This window comes from Pseudoalteromonas sp. MT33b, from assembly GCF_014117385.1.
GTDB classification, from domain to species: Bacteria; Pseudomonadota; Gammaproteobacteria; order Enterobacterales; family Alteromonadaceae; genus Pseudoalteromonas; species Pseudoalteromonas lipolytica.
Map to the genome: position 1 here is coordinate 930,593 of NZ_CP059831.1, position 17,428 is coordinate 948,020.

A 17,428-nucleotide genomic window follows, 5' to 3' on the forward strand; every position below is an offset into this window, starting at 1 on the left:
TAAATAAGAAAAGCGCGATAATTATCGCGCTTTCTTTTTGAATTGGGTAGTTTGTAAAACGAGAAACGAGAAACGAGAAACGAGAAACGAGTAACGGGTAACGGGCAACGGGTAACGGGTAACGAGCAACGGGTAACGAGCAACGGGTAACGAGCAACGGGTAACGAGCAACGGGTAACGAGCAACGGGTAACGAGCAACGGGTAACGAGCAACGGGTAACGAGAAACGAGAAACGAGTAGCTAGAAACGAGTAACGGGCATTATGCTTTAAGGTTATGCACTATTTTTTTATCGCCTTGAATCACACTGCCACCTTGATCGTAGGTCATCGATGAAGGTGCGCCAATCAAGATATCTTTTAGTTGCTTAACACTAAGCTGGGCTTGATGAGCTGCATGTGCATTCACATCATTTTTCTTTTTACAGGCTGCAAGAAGAGAGTTTACTTTAGAAATGAGTTCGTTTACTTCATCATCTGGCGAGTCATTTTTGCTAACCAGCGTTTGCACTTCTTTATCTATTAACTGAATTTGCTGTAGTAGAGAGACTTTTTGTTGGGCAATACTTTTTAGCCCCTCACCACGTTTTGCAGCAATGGCTGTTAATTCATCATCCAAAAGCACAGCAATAGACTCTAAACAAGTGACTTGTTGTGTTAATTTGCTGGCGATTAAATGATTATGATCAGCCATACACATCAAACTCAAATGCGGCGATATTTTTAGCTAACTTTTCAGCATCAATTTGGTATTTACCTTCGCTGATTGCTTTTTTTAACTCAGCCACTTTATTGCTATCAAAGCCAGACGACTGTTCAGCTTTATCTTGTAAAGATTTAAGTTGTTTAGCCTGAGGCGTTAAGCTTACCGAATCTGCACTTGCTTTTGGCGCTGTCGATTTTGCCGCTGCCGCGTTAGCGTTATCTTTTTGTAAATCAAGATTTTTTTGCTTGGTATTCGTCAACACAGAAGTTTGTTGTTGACCATTATTGACATTGCTTACCATAATTTTTGACCTATACATTACCCAACATATGCCTATATATCGGCGGGCACAGCGGATACTTTAGCATAAATATAAAAAATTAAATATTCACTTGCACAGACTCAACACCATCCACACGTGCATTTAATACTTTACCTGATTTTTTGTTTTTTACACGTACTAATTCGTCTAATGTGCCATCTTCAAGCGCAATACCTGTTGTTTTGATCCTCAAGCCACGCAGTGAAGCATAAATAGTCACATTGTCGCCTTTACACACCATGCAAACATGGCTCATTACAATAGGCACACCACTGCGAATATTGCGCTTGCTACGACTGCCGACAAGCATTGATTTTTCTTGAACATATTGCGTTCTTACAAACTGCTTAGGTTTCATCTCTAAGCGCAAATGCTCTGCTCTAATTACTTCACCGCGTGCTAAATTGGTTGTTACGACAACAACGGGTTCCAGCTCAATAATGCGAACATGCACATATTGAGTCCAACTATTTATGTCATCGCATTTAAGTTGTACGGTAACCTGCCGATTAAAAGGAGGTTCTGTCGGTAATGTTTTATTTAATGGCGATTCACACAATCTTTCTGGAATACGGCTATCAAGTGGTAATGCACTTACTTGCGGTGCCGTATCGAGATCGGGGATCTGCTCGCTGACAAAATCAATAGCGATTTGTTGAAGTTGCTCGTTATTATACACTTCAGCTTGTAGATGCGTGGCAAATAACAAGCTAGAAAGAAAATAAAAAACACTGTATCTTCGGCTTTTTTTTAACAAACTCATATTGTTTCGACTATGCTTATTGTTGAAAACAAGGTATAAATATTTTGCGTCAAAAAACAGACGCTTCGTAACCTTATGTAGCTTTAACACAAAGTAAGCAATTATTGTTCCGGCTCTGGTTGTTTATCTTTAGGAGATTGAAATGGCAGGCATTTTAGACTCAGTAAACCAGCGTACACAGTTGGTTGGGCAAAACCGCCTTGAATTACTATTATTCAAACTCAGAGGGCGACAACGCTTTGGTATTAACGTGTTTAAAGTAAGAGAGGTTCTACAATGTCCACCGCTTACAAACATGCCAAAATCGAATGCTTATATTCGTGGTGTTGCACACATTCGTGGTCAAACCATTTCTGTTATCGATTTATCAATGGCTGTTGGCGGTCCTGCCATTGAAAATATCAAAGATAGTTTTATTATCATTGCGGAATACAATCGTTCAGTGCAAGGGTTCTTAGTCGGTGGCGTAGAGCGCATCGTTAATATGAACTGGGAAAAAATTATGCCGCCACCTTCAGGTGCAGGGCGTTACTCTTATTTAACCGCGGTCACTGAAATAGAAAACGAACTGGTAGAAATCTTAGACGTCGAGAAGATCCTTAACGAAATTTGCCCTGTTAACACTGAAGTAAGTGCGGATGTGATTGGTGAGGGAGAAATCCAAAAAGATTTAGGGGAGCGAATCGTTTTTATTGCTGATGACTCGGCCGTTGCGCGTAATCAGGTAAAACGTGCGTTAGAACCTCTCGGTGTACAAACTGAACTCGCTAAAAATGGTAAAGAAGCTTTAATACGCTTACGTGAAATAGCAGAACTTGATTGTGTAAATAATATTACTGAGCGAGTTGGCTTGTTAATTTCAGACGTTGAAATGCCAGAAATGGATGGCTACACCTTAACCGCAGAAATTAAGGCCGATCCAAAATTATCACCTTTGCATGTAATCTTGCATACATCACTCAGTGGTGTTTTTAATCAAGCGATGATAGAAAAAGTGGGTGCCGATGATTTTATTGCAAAATTTAACCCAGACGAATTAGCGACTGCCGTTAAAAAGTGGGTTCATTGTGATTAATTATTTATAGGTGGTATTACTTTGGAAAATAAGCACTTACAACAAAGCGAATACGATCAGTTCCGCTCTTTTTTAGAGCAACAATGTGGCATTGTACTAGGCGATAACAAACTTTATTTAGTGAAAAGTCGCTTGGCGCCATTGATGGCGCGTTTTAATGTTGAGTCATTGTCACAGTTGGTAAGTAAAACCTTGAGTCCTCACGAGAGGCAGCTTCGTGCCGCAGTGGTTGATGCAATGACAACAAACGAAACTTTGTGGTTTCGTGATCAATACCCATTTGAATTGCTTAAAACTAAACTTTTCCCTGAATTCAAAGAATTGCGTCGTCCAATTAAAATTTGGTCAGCGGCAAGTTCATCAGGTCAAGAACCGTATTCTATTGCCATGTCGGTTGCTGAGTTTCAATCTAAGCAACCTGGCGTTTTAAAAATGGGCGCACAAATTATCGGCACAGATATTTCTAATACTATGCTTGATATGTGCAAAAACGCAGAATATGACTCACTGGCTTTGGCACGTGGCCTGTCTGTTGAAAGACGTCAAAAGTTTTTTAAAGACAGTGGTAACGGTATGGCTCAAGTAGTTGATCCAATAAAGAAAATGGTCAGTTTTAGGCATTTAAACTTATTGGATTCGTATGCCTTGATGGGTAAATTTGATATTATTTTTTGCCGTAATGTATTGATCTACTTTGCACCCGAAGTAAAAGCAAAAATTATCGCGCAATTTGCGCAAGCACTTAATCCAAAAGGGTACCTGTTTTTAGGCGCTTCAGAGTCAATGGCTGGCCTTAGTGACAGTTTTGATATGGTGCGATGTAATCCGGGTATCATCTACCAGAAAAAGTAATCTTTCCTTAGCAACCTAGTTCTTAGGTTGCTAATTTCATTATATATCAACACCTTAATTATAAAATAATCATGCTTAATTTTTGGCTTACCTTTTGCATTAGCTAAGGAGAGTCAAATTTTTGGAGATGGTTATGGCTATCAGTTTTGATAAAGCATTCGGTGTGCATCCTCATGCCATGTTGATCCGTTCACAACGCGCTGAGTTATTAGCGACAAATATCGCTAATGCTGATACGCCGGGCTATAAAGCGAAAGATGTCGATTTTGCATCCGCATTAAAAGCGGCAAAAAGCAACCAGCACGGCGGCAATAGCATGGTAAGAACGGATGAGAAACACCTTGCCGGTGGCAGTCGATTTGTTGGTAATTCAGAAATGTTTCGTACGCCAAATCAAGCAGATACAGGTGATGGTAACTCTGTTGATATACAAGTGGAACGAAACTTGTATGTACAAAACTCATTAGAGTATCAGGCAAGCCTGCAATTTATGAGTAGTAAAATTAAAGGCCTTAAAAAAGCCCTCGGTAGTCAAGGAGCTTAATCATGAGTTTATATAATGTTTTTGATATTTCGGGCACGGGTATGAGCGCACAAAATGTTCGCTTAAATACCACAGCAAGTAATATTTCGAATGCAAATACAATTAGCTCAAGCCAAGACCAGACATACCGAGCGCGCCATCCTGTGTTTGCTGCTGAACTTACAAAAGCGTCAGCATCGCAAAGTAATCCGCAGGGCTCTTCTGTTGGCGTTAAAGTATTAGGCATTGTAGAGAGCGATAAGCCGCTACAAATAGAATACAACCCGAATCACCCCAGCGCGGATGAAAATGGGTATATCTATAAACCAAATGTCAACGTTGTAGAAGAAATGGCTAATATGATTTCTGCCTCTCGCTCTTACCAAACAAATGTGCAAGTTGCTGATGCAGCTAAGCAAATGTTAAGTAAAACACTGTTGTTAGGACAACGGTAATCGAGGATAAGTTATGAGTAACGACATCAGCTCTGCATCATCATCCTATATGGATAGCTTGCGTTGGAATGAGACAAACACGCCAACAGCAAAAGAAGACAGTAATACACTGTCTCAAGAAGATTTCTTTTCGTTGTTAACGCAGCAGTTGTCGTTTCAAGATCCGAGCAATCCTGCTGATAACGATCAAATGATTGCGCAAATGACGAACTTTACCATGGCAGAAGGTATTTCAAATTTAAACACAAAATTTGAGTCACTCACTGCATCCATGACATCAAATTCGGCATTACAAGCGTCAACGTTAGTGGGTAAGCAAGCATTGCTTGAGTCAGAGACTATTGACTTTGATGGCGAAAATTTAGCTAAAGGTTCCGTTGTGGCAGAAACAACTGTTGAATCTCTTACGTTAAGAATCACTGATTCGACGGGACAATTAGTTCGCACTATTGATTTAGGATCGAAATCTGCCGGTGCTCACCGTTTCGAGTGGGATGGTAAAGATGGTGAGGGCAATGTTCTTCCTGAAGGCGAATACAATATTAGCGCTGAAGGCTTCGTAAATGGAGACTACAGCAGCATGCCTCTGGCAACCTTTAAGAACATTGAAAGTGTCAATATTAATGGCAGCAGCGGCATTATCGTAAATACAAAAGAGGGTGCGGTTAGGCTAACTGATATAGCTGAAATCGCATAATTAAAAAGGTTTGGGTTAGCTTAGGCTAAGAGATAGGTTAGAGGTGAGTTATGAGCTTCAATATTGCATTAACAGGTTTAGCAGCCGCACAAAAAGATTTAGACGTAACGGCAAATAATATTGCCAACGTAAACACAACGGGCTTTAAAGAGTCGCGTGCTGAGTTTGCTGATGTGTACGCATCGTCAGTATTTAGTTCTGGTAAAACAAAAAACGGCGACGGTGTTAAAACAGCAACGGTTGCACAACAGTTTCACCAAGGGTCGTTATCATTCACAAATAACTCACTTGATTTAGCAATCACAGGGGAAGGTTATTTTGCGATGAGTGATGACATCGCATCACAAGACTTTACATATACGCGTGCGGGTGCATTTAAATTAAATGCAGATAACTTTGTTGTTGATGCCAATGGTAACTACTTGCAAGGTTTCCCTGTTGACCCATCAACGGGTAATACGACGTCGGTAAGTTTAAGTACTACTTCACCGATTCAAATTCCTGATGCTTCAGGTTCGCCTCGTCATACGAGTAATATCTACAGCTCAATGAATTTAGACGCACGTGTCGATACGCCAACAACGACAACCTTTGATCCAACTGATAGCACGAGCTATAACTCGTCTACTTCAACAACTGTTTATGACTCATTAGGTGAGCCGCATGTTGTACAGTTATTTTTTGTAAAGCAAGACCCTACAGCAACGCCAAATACGTGGGAAGTGTACGCCACAATGGATGGTCAAGCGTTTGATGCTTCAGGTGCTGCAACGGGCACAGGTGCACACACGCCAATTGATACACTTGAGTTCACGGCGGCGGGTTTACCGAACGTAACCGCTCCAGAAACCACATTTGATGACATTATTTTGCCTTCAGATGCTTCAACAGGTTTATCGACACTACTTGGTAATGGCGCACAGTTCCCGAATGAAATCACGGTTAATTGGCGTGATGAAGCAGGCACCGCTAATAAAGTGCCTACGCAATACGCTAGTAACTTTGAAGTAAAAGCACTTGAGCAAGATGGTGCGACAGTCGGTCGTTTAGCGGGCATTGATATTGGTGCAGATGGAAAAGTAGTTGCTTCATACAGCAATGGCGATACTTCATTCTTAGGCCAAGTGGCTATGGTGCGCTTTTCAAACTCTCAAGGCTTACAACAAGCAGGTGACACTTCTTGGAAGAAAAGCCTAACCTCGGGCGAGCCTATTGCGGGTGAGCCCAACTCAGGCACATTGGGTTCAATTAACTCATCAGCACTTGAGCAATCAAACGTTAACTTAACGAATGAGCTGGTTGACCTTATCAGCGCACAGCGTAATTTCCAGGCGAACTCACGTGCCTTAGAAGTTAACTCAACATTACAACAAAATATCTTACAGATCCGTTAATTTTAGCGGCTCTAAGCTTAATCCGACACGAAAGGCTGCCCCCTCTATTGGCAGCCTTTTTTTATTTTCCTTTTCTTATTTCCGCGTCAATTTTACTTTGGCACTTTTATTGCATTTCATAGTTATCGTATTTTTAGTGAGTCAATGTTATGGACAAAATGGTCTACATTGCCATGTCTGGTGCAAAGCAAAGCTTGCGTGGCCTTGAATTAAAGGCAAACAACTTAGCAAATGCAAACACCACTGGCTTTAAAGCTGATTTTGCACAAGCACGCTCAATGCAAGCATTTGGCGAAGGCTTGCCATCGCGTGTATTCGCAATGCAAGAGCGCCCAGGTTCTAACATGGAGTCGGGTGGTTTTGTTGAAACAGGCCGAGAACTTGATATTGCCATGAGTGATCGGGGTTGGTTAAGCGTACAAGATGCATCGGGCAATGAAGCCTATACCAAAACAGGCACGCTGAATATTACTCCCGATGGCGCATTGATGACCAGTCATGGTCGTCAAGTTATTGGCGAAGGTGGCCCCATTATTTTGCCTTTACCAATCGAGAAGATTGAATTTAGTTCTGATGGGTCAATTCAGGTGCGTCCACAAGGGGCACCTGCAAACTTTTTAGAAGTGGTTGATCGTTTAAAGGTAATCGAAGCCGATAACAATCAACTAGAAAAAGGCAATGATGGCTTATTTAGGCCAAAGCCAGACATGTTGGTAAATGATTTATGTGGGTTTTGCGACATTTCAAATAATGTAAAAGTGCTTTCGGGCACCCTTGAAATGTCCAACGTTAACCCCGTACATGAAATGGTCGATATGATCAGCAATCAACGCCAATTTGAATTACAAGTTAAATTGATGAAAACAGCGGAAGAAATTGATGAACGTCAAGATCAGCTGTTACGCATTGTTTAAGATGACTGAGAGGGTAGAGTTATGAATCCTGCATTGTGGATCAGTAAAACCGGGCTTGACGCCCAACAAACCGATATTTCGGTGATCTCAAATAATCTCGCGAATGCCAGCACGGTCGGTTACAAAAAAAGCCGCGCCGTATTTGAAGATTTACTGTATCAAAATATTAATCAGCCAGGTGGTCGTTCCTCACAAGACACTGAAATGCCATCAGGTTTGATGTTAGGCGCGGGTGCGAAAGTGGTTGCTAACCAAAAGAACTTTTCACAAGGTAACATGCTTACCACTGAAAATTCATTGGATTGGATGATTTCAGGACCGGGCTTTTTTGAGGTCTTACTCCCAGATGGCAATATCGCTTATTCGCGTAATGGTCAATTTACCACCGATGAAGATGGCCGCATTGTTACCGCGGGAGCCGGTTTTCCTGTGCAACCAGAGATGAATGTGCCAGACGATGCACAATCAATTACGGTATCACAAGATGGTGAAGTGTCGGTGCGTATCTCAGGCCAAGCTGACAATGTTGTTATTGGTCAGCTAACTATCAGTGATTTCATCAATCCATCTGGCCTTGAGCCTATGGGTCAAAACCTTTACACCGAAACGGCTGTAAGTGGGGCTCCTGTGCAAGGTAATCCCGGTATTGATGGTTTAGGAACTGTTGTACAAGGTTCACTTGAAACTTCAAATGTGAATGTAACAGAAGAGCTCGTTAACCTCATTGAAACACAGCGAATTTATGAAATGAATTCAAAAGTGATTTCGGCTGTTGATGAAATGCTTAGTTACATTAACCAACAGTTATAATGGGTAGGAGGCAGCATGCGTAACATTATCTTAGTCACATCAACAGCGTTATTGCTCGGTGGTTGTATGGCAACACAAAATAACCATGTGGTTCAGGATGACCCTTACTATGCGCCAATGTACCCAGAGCCTGCAGCAGAGCAAATGGTACCCACTGGTTCATTATTTGATAGTTATTTATCAAATGACCTGTATTCAGATAAAAAAGCGTTGCGGGCAGGCGATATCATCACGGTTAAACTGCAAGAATCGACTCAGGCAACCAAAGCGGCGAAAACCGAAACCGATAAAGAAACCGACGCAAGCCTTGACCCAGTCATTGGTTTAGGCGGCAATCCTGTGAATATAGGTGGTGATAGTATCCAATTTGGTATTGGTTCAGATTCATCATTTAAAGGTGATTCTAAATCGAATCAATCGAACAGCTTATTTGGTGATATTTCAGTTAATGTTATGCGAGTTTTGCCGAACGGTAACTTAGTGATCCGTGGCGAAAAGTGGCTTACTTTAAATACCGGTGAAGAGTTTATTCGTCTTGAAGGTTTAGTGCGTCCCCAAGATGTGACAGCAGATAATACGGTGACTTCAAACCGAGTTGCGAATGCGCGCATTCAATACTCAGGTAAAGGTCAACTTCAAGAAGCGCAAAGTGCGGGTTGGTTAACTCGTTTCTTTAGCAGTTCTATTTTCCCATTTTAGAGGATACAAATCATGAATGGGTTTAAATACATTATTGCTCTTTGCTTAATTAGTGTACAGTTTTCTGTTCAGGCTGAGCGAGTTAAAGATGTGTCTATGGTTGAGGGTGTACGCTCAAATCAATTAGTCGGTTATGGTTTAGTGGTGGGTTTACCTGGCACGGGCGAGCAAAGTCGTTTTACAGAGCAGAGCTTTAAAGCGATGTTAAATAGCTTCGGTATCACGCTTCCTGCGAACTTAAAACCAAAGATTAAAAATGTTGCAGCCGTTGCTGTACATGCCGAGTTACCCGCGTTTAGAAAACCAGGTCAAACCATTGATATTACCGTGTCTTCAATTGGCAGTGCAGGAAGCTTACGCGGTGGTACGTTATTACAAACCTTTTTGAAAGGGGTTGATGGTAATACGTATGCCATTGCACAGGGCAGTTTGGTCGTGGGTGGTCTAGGCGCAGAAGGTGCTGATGGCAGCCGAGTGATTATAAACACTCCCACCGTTGGCCGAATTCCGAATGGGGCAACGGTTGAGCGCGCTGTTAAAAGCCCGTTTATGCAAGGTGACTACATCACCTTTAATTTGAATCGTCCAGATTTCACAACGGCAAAGCGCCTAGAGCAAACTATTAATGATTTAGTTGGGCCAAACAGTGCTCAAGCAATTGATGCCGCGTCTGTACGTGTCATTGCACCGCGCGATGCATCGCAGCGCGTATCGTATTTATCAACGCTTGAAAACTTAGAGTTCACACCGGCTGATACTGCGGCAAAAATTATTGTCAATTCACGTACGGGCACCATTGTTATTGGTAAAAACGTAAAATTACAGCCAGCTGCAATTACCCACGGTGGATTAACCGTGACCATTGCTGAGCAGCAAAACGTATCGCAGCCGAATGCACTGAGCGAAGGCGAGACGGTGGTGACAAACCAAAGTATTATCGATGTTAATGAAGATGACTCTCGTGCTTTTGTGTTTAATCCAGGTATTAGCCTTGATGATTTAGTGAGAGCGATAAACGAAGTTGGTGCCGCCCCTGGTGACTTAATGGCTATCCTTGAAGCGTTGAAAGAGGCGGGAGCCATAAACGGGCAACTTGTTATTATATAATCAATTAAAAACGCGCTGAGATCAGCGCGTTTTTTCATTTCTACCTTCCCTCAATCTGATAAATCCTCTTTTGGCGTAATTATTGCATTTGATTATGCATTATTAATTATTGTGTCAAAAAGCTGATGGATACGAATCATCTCGACAAACAAAACTTTTTTGATTTAGGCAACTTAGACTCATTGCGTCAAAGTGCTCTAAAAAGTGATGCCTCTAGCGATGCGTCAAAAGAGGCGCTGAAAAAAGCGGCGGCACAATTTGAATCTATCTTTACGCAAATGCTGCTTAAAAGCATGCGTAAGGCTAATGAAGCCTTTGAAGACAAAGACAGTCCGTTTAACTCGAGTGGCGTAAAATTCTTTGAAGAAATGCATGATCAACAGCTTTCTGTTGAGTTGTCTTCTAACGGCTCACTGGGTTTGGCTGATCTTATTGTGCAGCAGTTATCGCCCGACGGTAAGAAATTTACTCCTGGCTCCGTGTTAAGAACAACCGCAGAGTTTGATAGCGATAAGCGTGTTCGCGGTAATCAAGAAGCTAAGCCAGAAACACACCCAATGGCTGAAGTTGTCACTGATGAGCAATCAGAAAACCGCTTTGAAGATGCTGAGTCTTTCATTAGCTCTGTTTGGGAGCACGCAAAAAATGCGGCTGAAAAAATTGGTTTAAACCCTGCTGTGATGGTTGCTCAAGCTGCGCTTGAGACAGGGTGGGGTAAGCATATTATTAGTAAAGCGGATGGCACCAGTAGTAATAACCTTTTTAACATTAAATCTGATAAGAGCTGGCAAGGTGACAAAGCAAGTAAAGTTACGCTTGAGTTTGAGCAAGGTGTGCCTGTTAAAAAGCATGCAAGCTTCCGTTCTTATCAGTCAATTAAAGACAGTGTGAATGATTTTGTGGATTTCTTAAATGAAAACCCACGTTATCAAGACGCACTAAAAAACACCGCAGAACCCGCAGCCTTTTTAGATTCGTTACAAAAAGCAGGTTATGCAACTGATCCAAATTATGCCAACAAAATTAAGCAGGTATTGAAGCGTGTTGAGCTTCAAAGCGTCGCTGCTTCATTGGTACGTTAAGGAGTAAGTCCTCATGTCATTCAGCTTATATGACATAGCAAATTCAGGTGTAAGAGCGAATTCTGAGCTTTTACAAACGACCAGTAAAAACATAGCTAATGTAAATACAGCGGGTTATGTTCGTGAGCGCACTGAGTTCAGCACCATGATCGACAACCAAGTTGGTCGGGGTGAAACGTATCGTTTACTCAATGAGTTTGCTCAAAAACAGCTAAATCGTGACACGTCAAATAAAGCATTTTTTGATCAGTTTGTAACAGAAGCAAGCCGAGTCGATAGCTTGTTTTCTGAAGAGTCGAATAGCTTATCAACCAGCATTAACTCGTTTTTTAATAATGTTCAAGAAAGCTTAAATCAGCCTTCATCGACGGTGGCGCGTTCGCTGGTTATGACAGATGCACAAAACCTCATTGATCAAATGGACAGGCTTTCAAGCATCGTGGTTGACCAGCAGACTGTCGTGAATGAGCAATTAGAAATTTTCTCGGATGAAGCAAATAACTTAATCCAAAGTATTAGCGAATTGAACTCTAAAATTGCCGCGGTGCATGGCACTGATCGTGAATCAGCGTCTAGCGGACTGTACAACGAGCGCGACAAAGCAATTCGTGACTTATCAGAACTCATTGATGTAGAAACTCTCAACGGTAATAACGGTGAGAAACAAGTCTATTTGGGGTCTGGCCAAGCATTAGTGATGGAAAGCGGTACATTTAACCTGTTTTCATTTACTGGCGATCCCGATCCCAGCTTTAGAGAGCTACATTTAGATGTTAATGGTGGCAAAGCCGTGCCGCTTGAGGTTGATGTAAGTAAACTTAAAGGCAAAATAGGCGGCTTACTGTCATTTCGTGATGACATTTTAGTGCCAGCCCAGAATCAATTAGGCCAAATGGGCTTAGCCCTTGCTGATGCCTTTAATCAGCAAAACCGTCTTGGTATGGACGCAAATGGTGAAATTGGTGGTGATATTTTTGCCATTCCAACGGTGAATGGTTTTGGTTATCAAGCTAATACCGGTTCATCGACCATGACGGCAACACTTGAATCTGGTAAGGGCAGTGAGTTGCCTGCCAGTGATTTTATAGTTACTTACACCAGCGCATCGACAGTTGAAATTCAGGCAATCGATAATAAAGGTGAACCGGTAGGCACCGCATCAACAGCAAATGTGGTTGGCGGTGTGATTGATTCATCAACGATCACCGGTGGCGAAGCCTTCGGTTTACAGCTAAATGTGTCTGGTACTGCAAACGCAGGCGATCAATTTCAAATTAAATTAAATTCACAGGCAGCAACAAGCTTAGAATTGGCAACAGAGCGTCCAGAAGATTTAGCGCTGGCATCACCCATTCGCACCGCAAATGATATTAATAATAACAGCGACGCGAGTATTTCAGCTGGAACTGTATCAGATATTGCCAATTCAAGTGGAATTGCGGTTGGTCCACCACCGAGCTTAGCAAACGGTGATATTACCCTAGTAAAAACCGCCAATGCTAACGAATATCAAATTACCGACGGCAATGGCACCAGTACTTTTACGATTACGCCACCTGCAGAAAATATTCTTGCGCAAGCGGGAGCACCTTACGATACTTACGGGTTTGATTTTAATATCGAAGGTACACCTGCAATAGGTGATACGTTTACTGTTGAGTTCAATGAGGGTGGTTTCGATGATAACCGTAATGGTTTATTACTTGCTGACCTACAAAATGGTGAGTTAGTGCGTCAAAACGTTGAAGCGAGTAGCACGGCTGATAATCATCAAACATTTAATCAGGCTTATTCGGGGATCGTAACCGACATTGGTGTTATCACTAGTCAAGCGCAAACGAACGGCGCAGCATTTAATGCGCTCGCAGAGCAGTCAGAAGCGTGGTACGAATCTCTGTCAGGTGTAAACCTCGATGAAGAAGCGGCCAATTTACTGCGGTTCCAACAATCGTATGCGGCATCAGCACAAGTACTTGCAACAGCGCGTACTATTTTTGATACCTTATTAAGTGCGGCGAGGTAATTATGCGTATTTCAAATAACATGATGTATAAGAATAACCTTAACTCTATTCTTAACAGTCAACAAAATGTCAGTAAAGCACAAGAGCAAGTCAATACGCAAAAGCGCGTATTAACAGCCGCAGATGATCCTTCTGCTACAGCACGTGCATTGCTTTACAGTGACCGCATTCAGGGTAACGAGCAGTACAGCAAAAACATTACAATGCTAACGAGTCGATTAACCACAGAAGAAAGTGTACTGCAGAATATTAAAGGTGCACTTGAATCTGCCTATACCTTATCGATCCAAGCAGGTAATGGCGCTTATAGTGATATTGACCGCGAAGGCATTGCTGAAGAAGTAAAAGCACTGCAAAGTACCGTGCTTGATTTAATGAATGCGAAAACAGAAGACGGTAAGTATATTTTTTCTGGTTATCAAGATAATACCCCTGCTTATTCTTATGATAGTACATCGGGTAGTTATCAATATGGTGGCGACCAAGGCCAACATAAGATAAAGGTCGCAGAAGGTGTTGAAATAAAATCAAGTGACAATGGCTATGATACTTTCGAAAAAGTCGATGCACGTTTAAATGTGGTGTCGAACGATGGTACAGTTTCAGGCGGCATAACCAGTTCTAAAATATATGTCACTGAGCAAGCTGAGTTTGATAAATTTCACAAAGCCAATTACAACGCAGATCCGACGGCAGCAGCCAATGCGAATACCCTGAGCTTTATTACCACAACTGGCACCCCAAATACTTTTGTGGTCGAGCTTGGCGGAACCGCTATTGACAGTGGTAGTTTTGAAAACGGTAAAATAATCTACCAAGGTATGGAAATTTCTGTTGAGCCAGTTGCTAATGGGCAGATTGACGTTCAATTAGAAGCCCCACAAAAAGAAAACGCCCTCAATACTTTAAATAGCTTAATTGCGGGGCTCACCAATCCTGATTTAACTCAGGATGAGTTTGACCAAGTATTGGCTGATGCAATAGTGCAATTAGAGAATGCTAAAAATAAGGTGTCGTTGGTTCAAGCTGGCCTGGGTGGCAGGTTAAATACGGCAGAAAAAATAGAGCAATCAAATAGTGATTTAGATATTAGCAATAAAGCAGCGAAAGCAGAGCTTGTTGAGCTTGATATGGCAGAAGCTATCACTGAACTCACTAAACAAGAAACGGCGCTGCAAGCATCACAAGCGACTTTTGGTCGTTTAGCAAACCTTTCGTTATTTGATTATTTATAATTTCCCCCAAGCTAAGCTCATTTTTGAGCTTAGCTTTTAAAAACCACTTTTAAAATATCCCTTTCTACGTCATTTAAGTATTCGTTTTTATTTCTTTAGACTTAATGTCACCCAATTTTTTACTGCTTGTTTGCTGTGGTTTAATTTTGAACAGTAAAAAGTTGATGTTTTTTACTGTTTAAATTCATAGTATTAGAAATATTTTTAAATTTTTTATAAAAATAGCTAAAGGATTTTTTGAGCGGACCGATAACTTAATTAACCAAGCAGCGTAGCAAATAACCGCTACCGCTTAATTAGAGTAAGTTTGAGAGTAAATGATAAGTTTACTTCGGGAGAAATATCATGGCACTTTATGTAAATACAAATGTTAGTTCATTAAACGCTCAAAGACAATTAATGAATTCAGGTAACTCACTTGATACTTCGTTTAAACGTTTATCATCAGGTTTTCGTATCAACAGCGCAGCTGATGATGCAGCAGGTCTACAAATTTCTGACCGTTTAACATCACAGATTAATGGTCTAAACCAAGGTAATCGTAACGCGAATGATGGTATCTCTCTAGCGCAAACAGCTGAAGGTGCGCTTGACGAAGTAACATCAATGTTCCAACGAATTCGTACTTTGGCGCAACAAGCATCAAACGGTTCAAACACAGATGAAGACCGTTTGGCTATTCAAGAAGAAATTCGTTCACTATCTTCTGAGGTTAATCGTGTTGCTGCTGATACAACGTTTGGTGGTCAAAACCTACTAGATGGTAGCTACGAAGCAAACTTCCAAGTGGGTGCTGATGCGGTGCAAACTATCGGTTTTAGTATGCAAAATGTAGGCGGAACTGCTAACACAATGTCTGCAAACGGCGGTTTCACATTATCAGGTATCGCAGGTATTGCATCTGCAATTTCAGGTAGCGTGCTTGCTTCAAGTGTTGCAGGTGTGAGTGATGCAGGTGGTACGGCAGCTGCTTCAACATACACTTATTCAGGTGTATTTACTGAGACAGGTATTAGTGTATCTACTCAAGGTAATGCGCAAGCTGTGTTAGCAGGTATGGATGCAATGATTGCGGTCGTAGATAAGAAGCGTGCGGAATTGGGTGCTGTACAAAACCGTTTTCAGTCAACAATTCGTAACCAATCGAATATCTCTGAAAACCTAAGCGCTGCACAGTCTCGCATTAAAGATACAGACTTTGCTCAAGAGACAGCTAACTTAACGAAGATGCAAATCTTACAACAAGCTAGCCAAACAATCTTAAGCCAAGCAAATCAACGTCCACAAGCGGCATTAAGTCTTCTAGGTTAATAGTTAGCTTAAAGAATATGAAGTCAAAATATTGACTTAAAGAAAAAGCGCCTTTGTCTAATGGGGTATTAACAAAGGCGCCAAGATAGGATTATAAAGCGGAGGCGCTCAAAATCCTGACAGTAGTGTTCTAACATTTGTAAGAACATAAATTACTAAGCACAGATTATGCCATAGTTTGTGTTGATTTAACCCACTCTTAAACTTATCTCTTTATAAGGCTCCTTTGGAGCCTTTTTTCGTTCTCTTTATTATCTTCTTAAATAATTGGCCTACTAATTGCTCTACTTATCTCAAGTTAACTAACTAACCCGCAAAGTGGCAGTTTTTTGCCCCAGGCGACTTAGGTTTGCCGCTGTAACGAGTCACTTTGTCAAAATCACTTTTGAAGTGACTAAACTTTGACAGATAAGAAGAGAGTTTATTATGGCTTTATATGTAAATACTAATGTTAGTGCGTTAAACGCACAAAGACAATTGGACAGAACAGGTACTGATTTAGATACTTCATTTAAACGTCTATCTTCAGGCTTACGTATTAATAGTGCTGCTGATGATGCAGCAGGTTTACAAATTTCTGACCGTTTACAATCGCAAATTCTAGGCCTTAATCAAGGTAACCGAAATGCGAATGATGGTATTTCACTTGCGCAAACAGCTGAAGGCGCGATGGATGAAATTACATCTACATTTCAGCGTATTAGGACGCTTGCTCAACAAGCTGCGAATGGTTCAAATACGGATGAAGATCGTTTGGCAATTCAAGAAGAAATTCGCCAGTTATCTGATGAAGTTAATCGTATTGCTACAGATACAACTTTTGGTGGTCAAAACTTACTTGATGGTAGTTATGAGGCTAACTTTCAAGTGGGTGCTGATGCAGTACAAACTATCGGCTTTAGTATGCAAAATGTCGGTGGAACAGATAATTCATTATCTACGAATGGTGGTTTTACATTATCAGGCATCGCCGGAATAGCATCAGCAGTATCTGGTAGTGTTTTAGCTTCAAGTCTTGCAGGAGTCAGTGATGCAGGTGGTACAGCAGCTGCTTCAACGTATTCTTATGCTGGTGTGTTTACAGCGTCAGGTATTAGTGTGTCAACGCAAGGTAATGCACAAGCTGTATTAGCTGGTATGGATGCGATGATTGCTGTTGTTGATAAAAAGCGAGCTGAACTTGGTGCGGTACAAAACCGTTTCCAATCAACGATTCGTAACCAAGCTAATATTTCAGAGAATTTATCAGCTGCAAAATCGCGTATTAAAGATGCAGACTTTGCTGCAGAAACAGCAGCGTTGACAAAAAACCAGATCCTACAGCAAGCGAGTCAAACAATCTTGGGTCAAGCAAATCAGCGACCTCAGGCTGCGTTGAGCTTACTTCAAGGATAAAAAATTAAATAATATTTAAAATATTTACAAATAAAGCTAAAGCTTTCGCTTTATCAGACGATAAAT

The 17,428-nt window shown here is 41.4% G+C and carries 18 protein-coding genes; 15 read left to right on the forward strand and 3 right to left on the reverse strand.

Annotated features, from left to right (window positions below):
• Positions 1–261: 261 nt before the first annotated feature.
• The 3 genes from flgN to flgA form a co-directional block, all read right to left on the reverse strand.
• Positions 262–693 (reverse strand): flagellar protein FlgN, encoded by a 432-nt coding sequence (gene flgN / locus H3302_RS04280; protein ID WP_036970220.1) that lies wholly within the window; start codon positions 691–693, stop codon positions 262–264.
• Positions 686–1,006 carry a flagellar biosynthesis anti-sigma factor FlgM gene (gene flgM, locus H3302_RS04285; protein ID WP_036970217.1) on the reverse strand — a complete coding sequence of 107 codons (321 nt, stop codon included), beginning with the start codon at positions 1,004–1,006 and terminating at the stop codon, positions 686–688. Before flgM ends, flgN begins: the two co-directional genes overlap by 8 nt.
• A gap of 79 nt (positions 1,007–1,085) precedes the next feature.
• Positions 1,086–1,790 carry a flagellar basal body P-ring formation chaperone FlgA gene (flgA, locus tag H3302_RS04290; RefSeq protein WP_036970214.1) on the reverse strand — a complete coding sequence of 235 codons (705 nt, stop codon included), beginning with the start codon at positions 1,788–1,790 and terminating at the stop codon, positions 1,086–1,088.
• 142 nt (positions 1,791–1,932) lie between these two features.
• On the opposite strand from flgA, the gene H3302_RS04295 reads away from it, so the two are divergent.
• The 15 genes from H3302_RS04295 (at position 1,933) to H3302_RS04365 (ending at position 17,362) form a co-directional block, all read left to right on the forward strand.
• Complete coding sequence (locus tag H3302_RS04295) at positions 1,933–2,865, forward strand: chemotaxis protein (RefSeq protein WP_036970211.1); 933 nt, start codon at positions 1,933–1,935, stop codon at positions 2,863–2,865.
• Between the two features lie 21 nt (positions 2,866–2,886).
• Entirely contained in the window at positions 2,887–3,717 is an 831-nt protein-coding gene (locus H3302_RS04300) for a protein-glutamate O-methyltransferase CheR (RefSeq protein ID WP_036970209.1), read from the forward strand.
• 133 nt (positions 3,718–3,850) lie between these two features.
• Positions 3,851–4,261, forward strand: coding sequence for a flagellar basal body rod protein FlgB (gene flgB, locus H3302_RS04305; RefSeq protein ID WP_036971676.1), 411 nt, complete (start codon positions 3,851–3,853; stop codon positions 4,259–4,261).
• Between the two features lie 2 nt (positions 4,262–4,263).
• Positions 4,264–4,695 carry a flagellar basal body rod protein FlgC gene (flgC, locus tag H3302_RS04310; RefSeq protein ID WP_036970207.1) on the forward strand — a complete coding sequence of 144 codons (432 nt, stop codon included), beginning with the start codon at positions 4,264–4,266 and terminating at the stop codon, positions 4,693–4,695.
• Between the two features lie 13 nt (positions 4,696–4,708).
• Positions 4,709–5,392, forward strand: a complete 684-nt coding sequence (locus H3302_RS04315) for a flagellar hook assembly protein FlgD (RefSeq protein WP_074988698.1) — start codon at positions 4,709–4,711, stop codon at positions 5,390–5,392.
• 50 nt (positions 5,393–5,442) lie between these two features.
• On the forward strand, positions 5,443–6,786 hold the full coding sequence (gene flgE, locus H3302_RS04320) for a flagellar hook protein FlgE (protein WP_074988697.1): 1,344 nt from the start codon (positions 5,443–5,445) through the stop codon (positions 6,784–6,786).
• Between the two features lie 149 nt (positions 6,787–6,935).
• A complete protein-coding gene (locus H3302_RS04325; protein ID WP_036970198.1) occupies positions 6,936–7,700 on the forward strand; it encodes a flagellar basal body rod protein FlgF in 765 nt (254 codons plus the stop codon).
• A 21-nt stretch (positions 7,701–7,721) separates the two neighbouring features.
• Complete coding sequence (gene flgG, locus H3302_RS04330; RefSeq protein WP_036970195.1) at positions 7,722–8,510, forward strand: flagellar basal-body rod protein FlgG; 789 nt, start codon at positions 7,722–7,724, stop codon at positions 8,508–8,510.
• A 15-nt stretch (positions 8,511–8,525) separates the two neighbouring features.
• The gene (flgH, locus tag H3302_RS04335; RefSeq protein WP_036970191.1) at positions 8,526–9,209 is read left to right on the forward strand and encodes a flagellar basal body L-ring protein FlgH; all 684 of its coding nucleotides are present in this window, start codon (positions 8,526–8,528) and stop codon (positions 9,207–9,209) included.
• A 12-nt stretch (positions 9,210–9,221) separates the two neighbouring features.
• Positions 9,222–10,316 (forward strand): flagellar basal body P-ring protein FlgI, encoded by a 1,095-nt coding sequence (locus tag H3302_RS04340; RefSeq protein WP_036970188.1) that lies wholly within the window; start codon positions 9,222–9,224, stop codon positions 10,314–10,316.
• Between the two features lie 125 nt (positions 10,317–10,441).
• Complete coding sequence (flgJ, locus tag H3302_RS04345; protein ID WP_182396186.1) at positions 10,442–11,398, forward strand: flagellar assembly peptidoglycan hydrolase FlgJ; 957 nt, start codon at positions 10,442–10,444, stop codon at positions 11,396–11,398.
• 13 nt (positions 11,399–11,411) lie between these two features.
• Positions 11,412–13,421 (forward strand): flagellar hook-associated protein FlgK, encoded by a 2,010-nt coding sequence (gene flgK, locus H3302_RS04350; RefSeq protein ID WP_182396187.1) that lies wholly within the window; start codon positions 11,412–11,414, stop codon positions 13,419–13,421.
• Positions 13,422–13,423: 2 nt separating this feature from the next.
• Positions 13,424–14,656, forward strand: coding sequence for a flagellar hook-associated protein FlgL (gene flgL, locus H3302_RS04355; RefSeq protein WP_118844084.1), 1,233 nt, complete (start codon positions 13,424–13,426; stop codon positions 14,654–14,656).
• Positions 14,657–15,001: 345 nt separating this feature from the next.
• The gene (locus H3302_RS04360) at positions 15,002–15,967 is read left to right on the forward strand and encodes a flagellin (RefSeq protein ID WP_118844085.1); all 966 of its coding nucleotides are present in this window, start codon (positions 15,002–15,004) and stop codon (positions 15,965–15,967) included.
• A 426-nt stretch (positions 15,968–16,393) separates the two neighbouring features.
• Positions 16,394–17,362, forward strand: a complete 969-nt coding sequence (locus H3302_RS04365; RefSeq protein ID WP_118844086.1) for a flagellin — start codon at positions 16,394–16,396, stop codon at positions 17,360–17,362.
• The last annotated feature ends 66 nt before the right edge of the window (positions 17,363–17,428 follow it).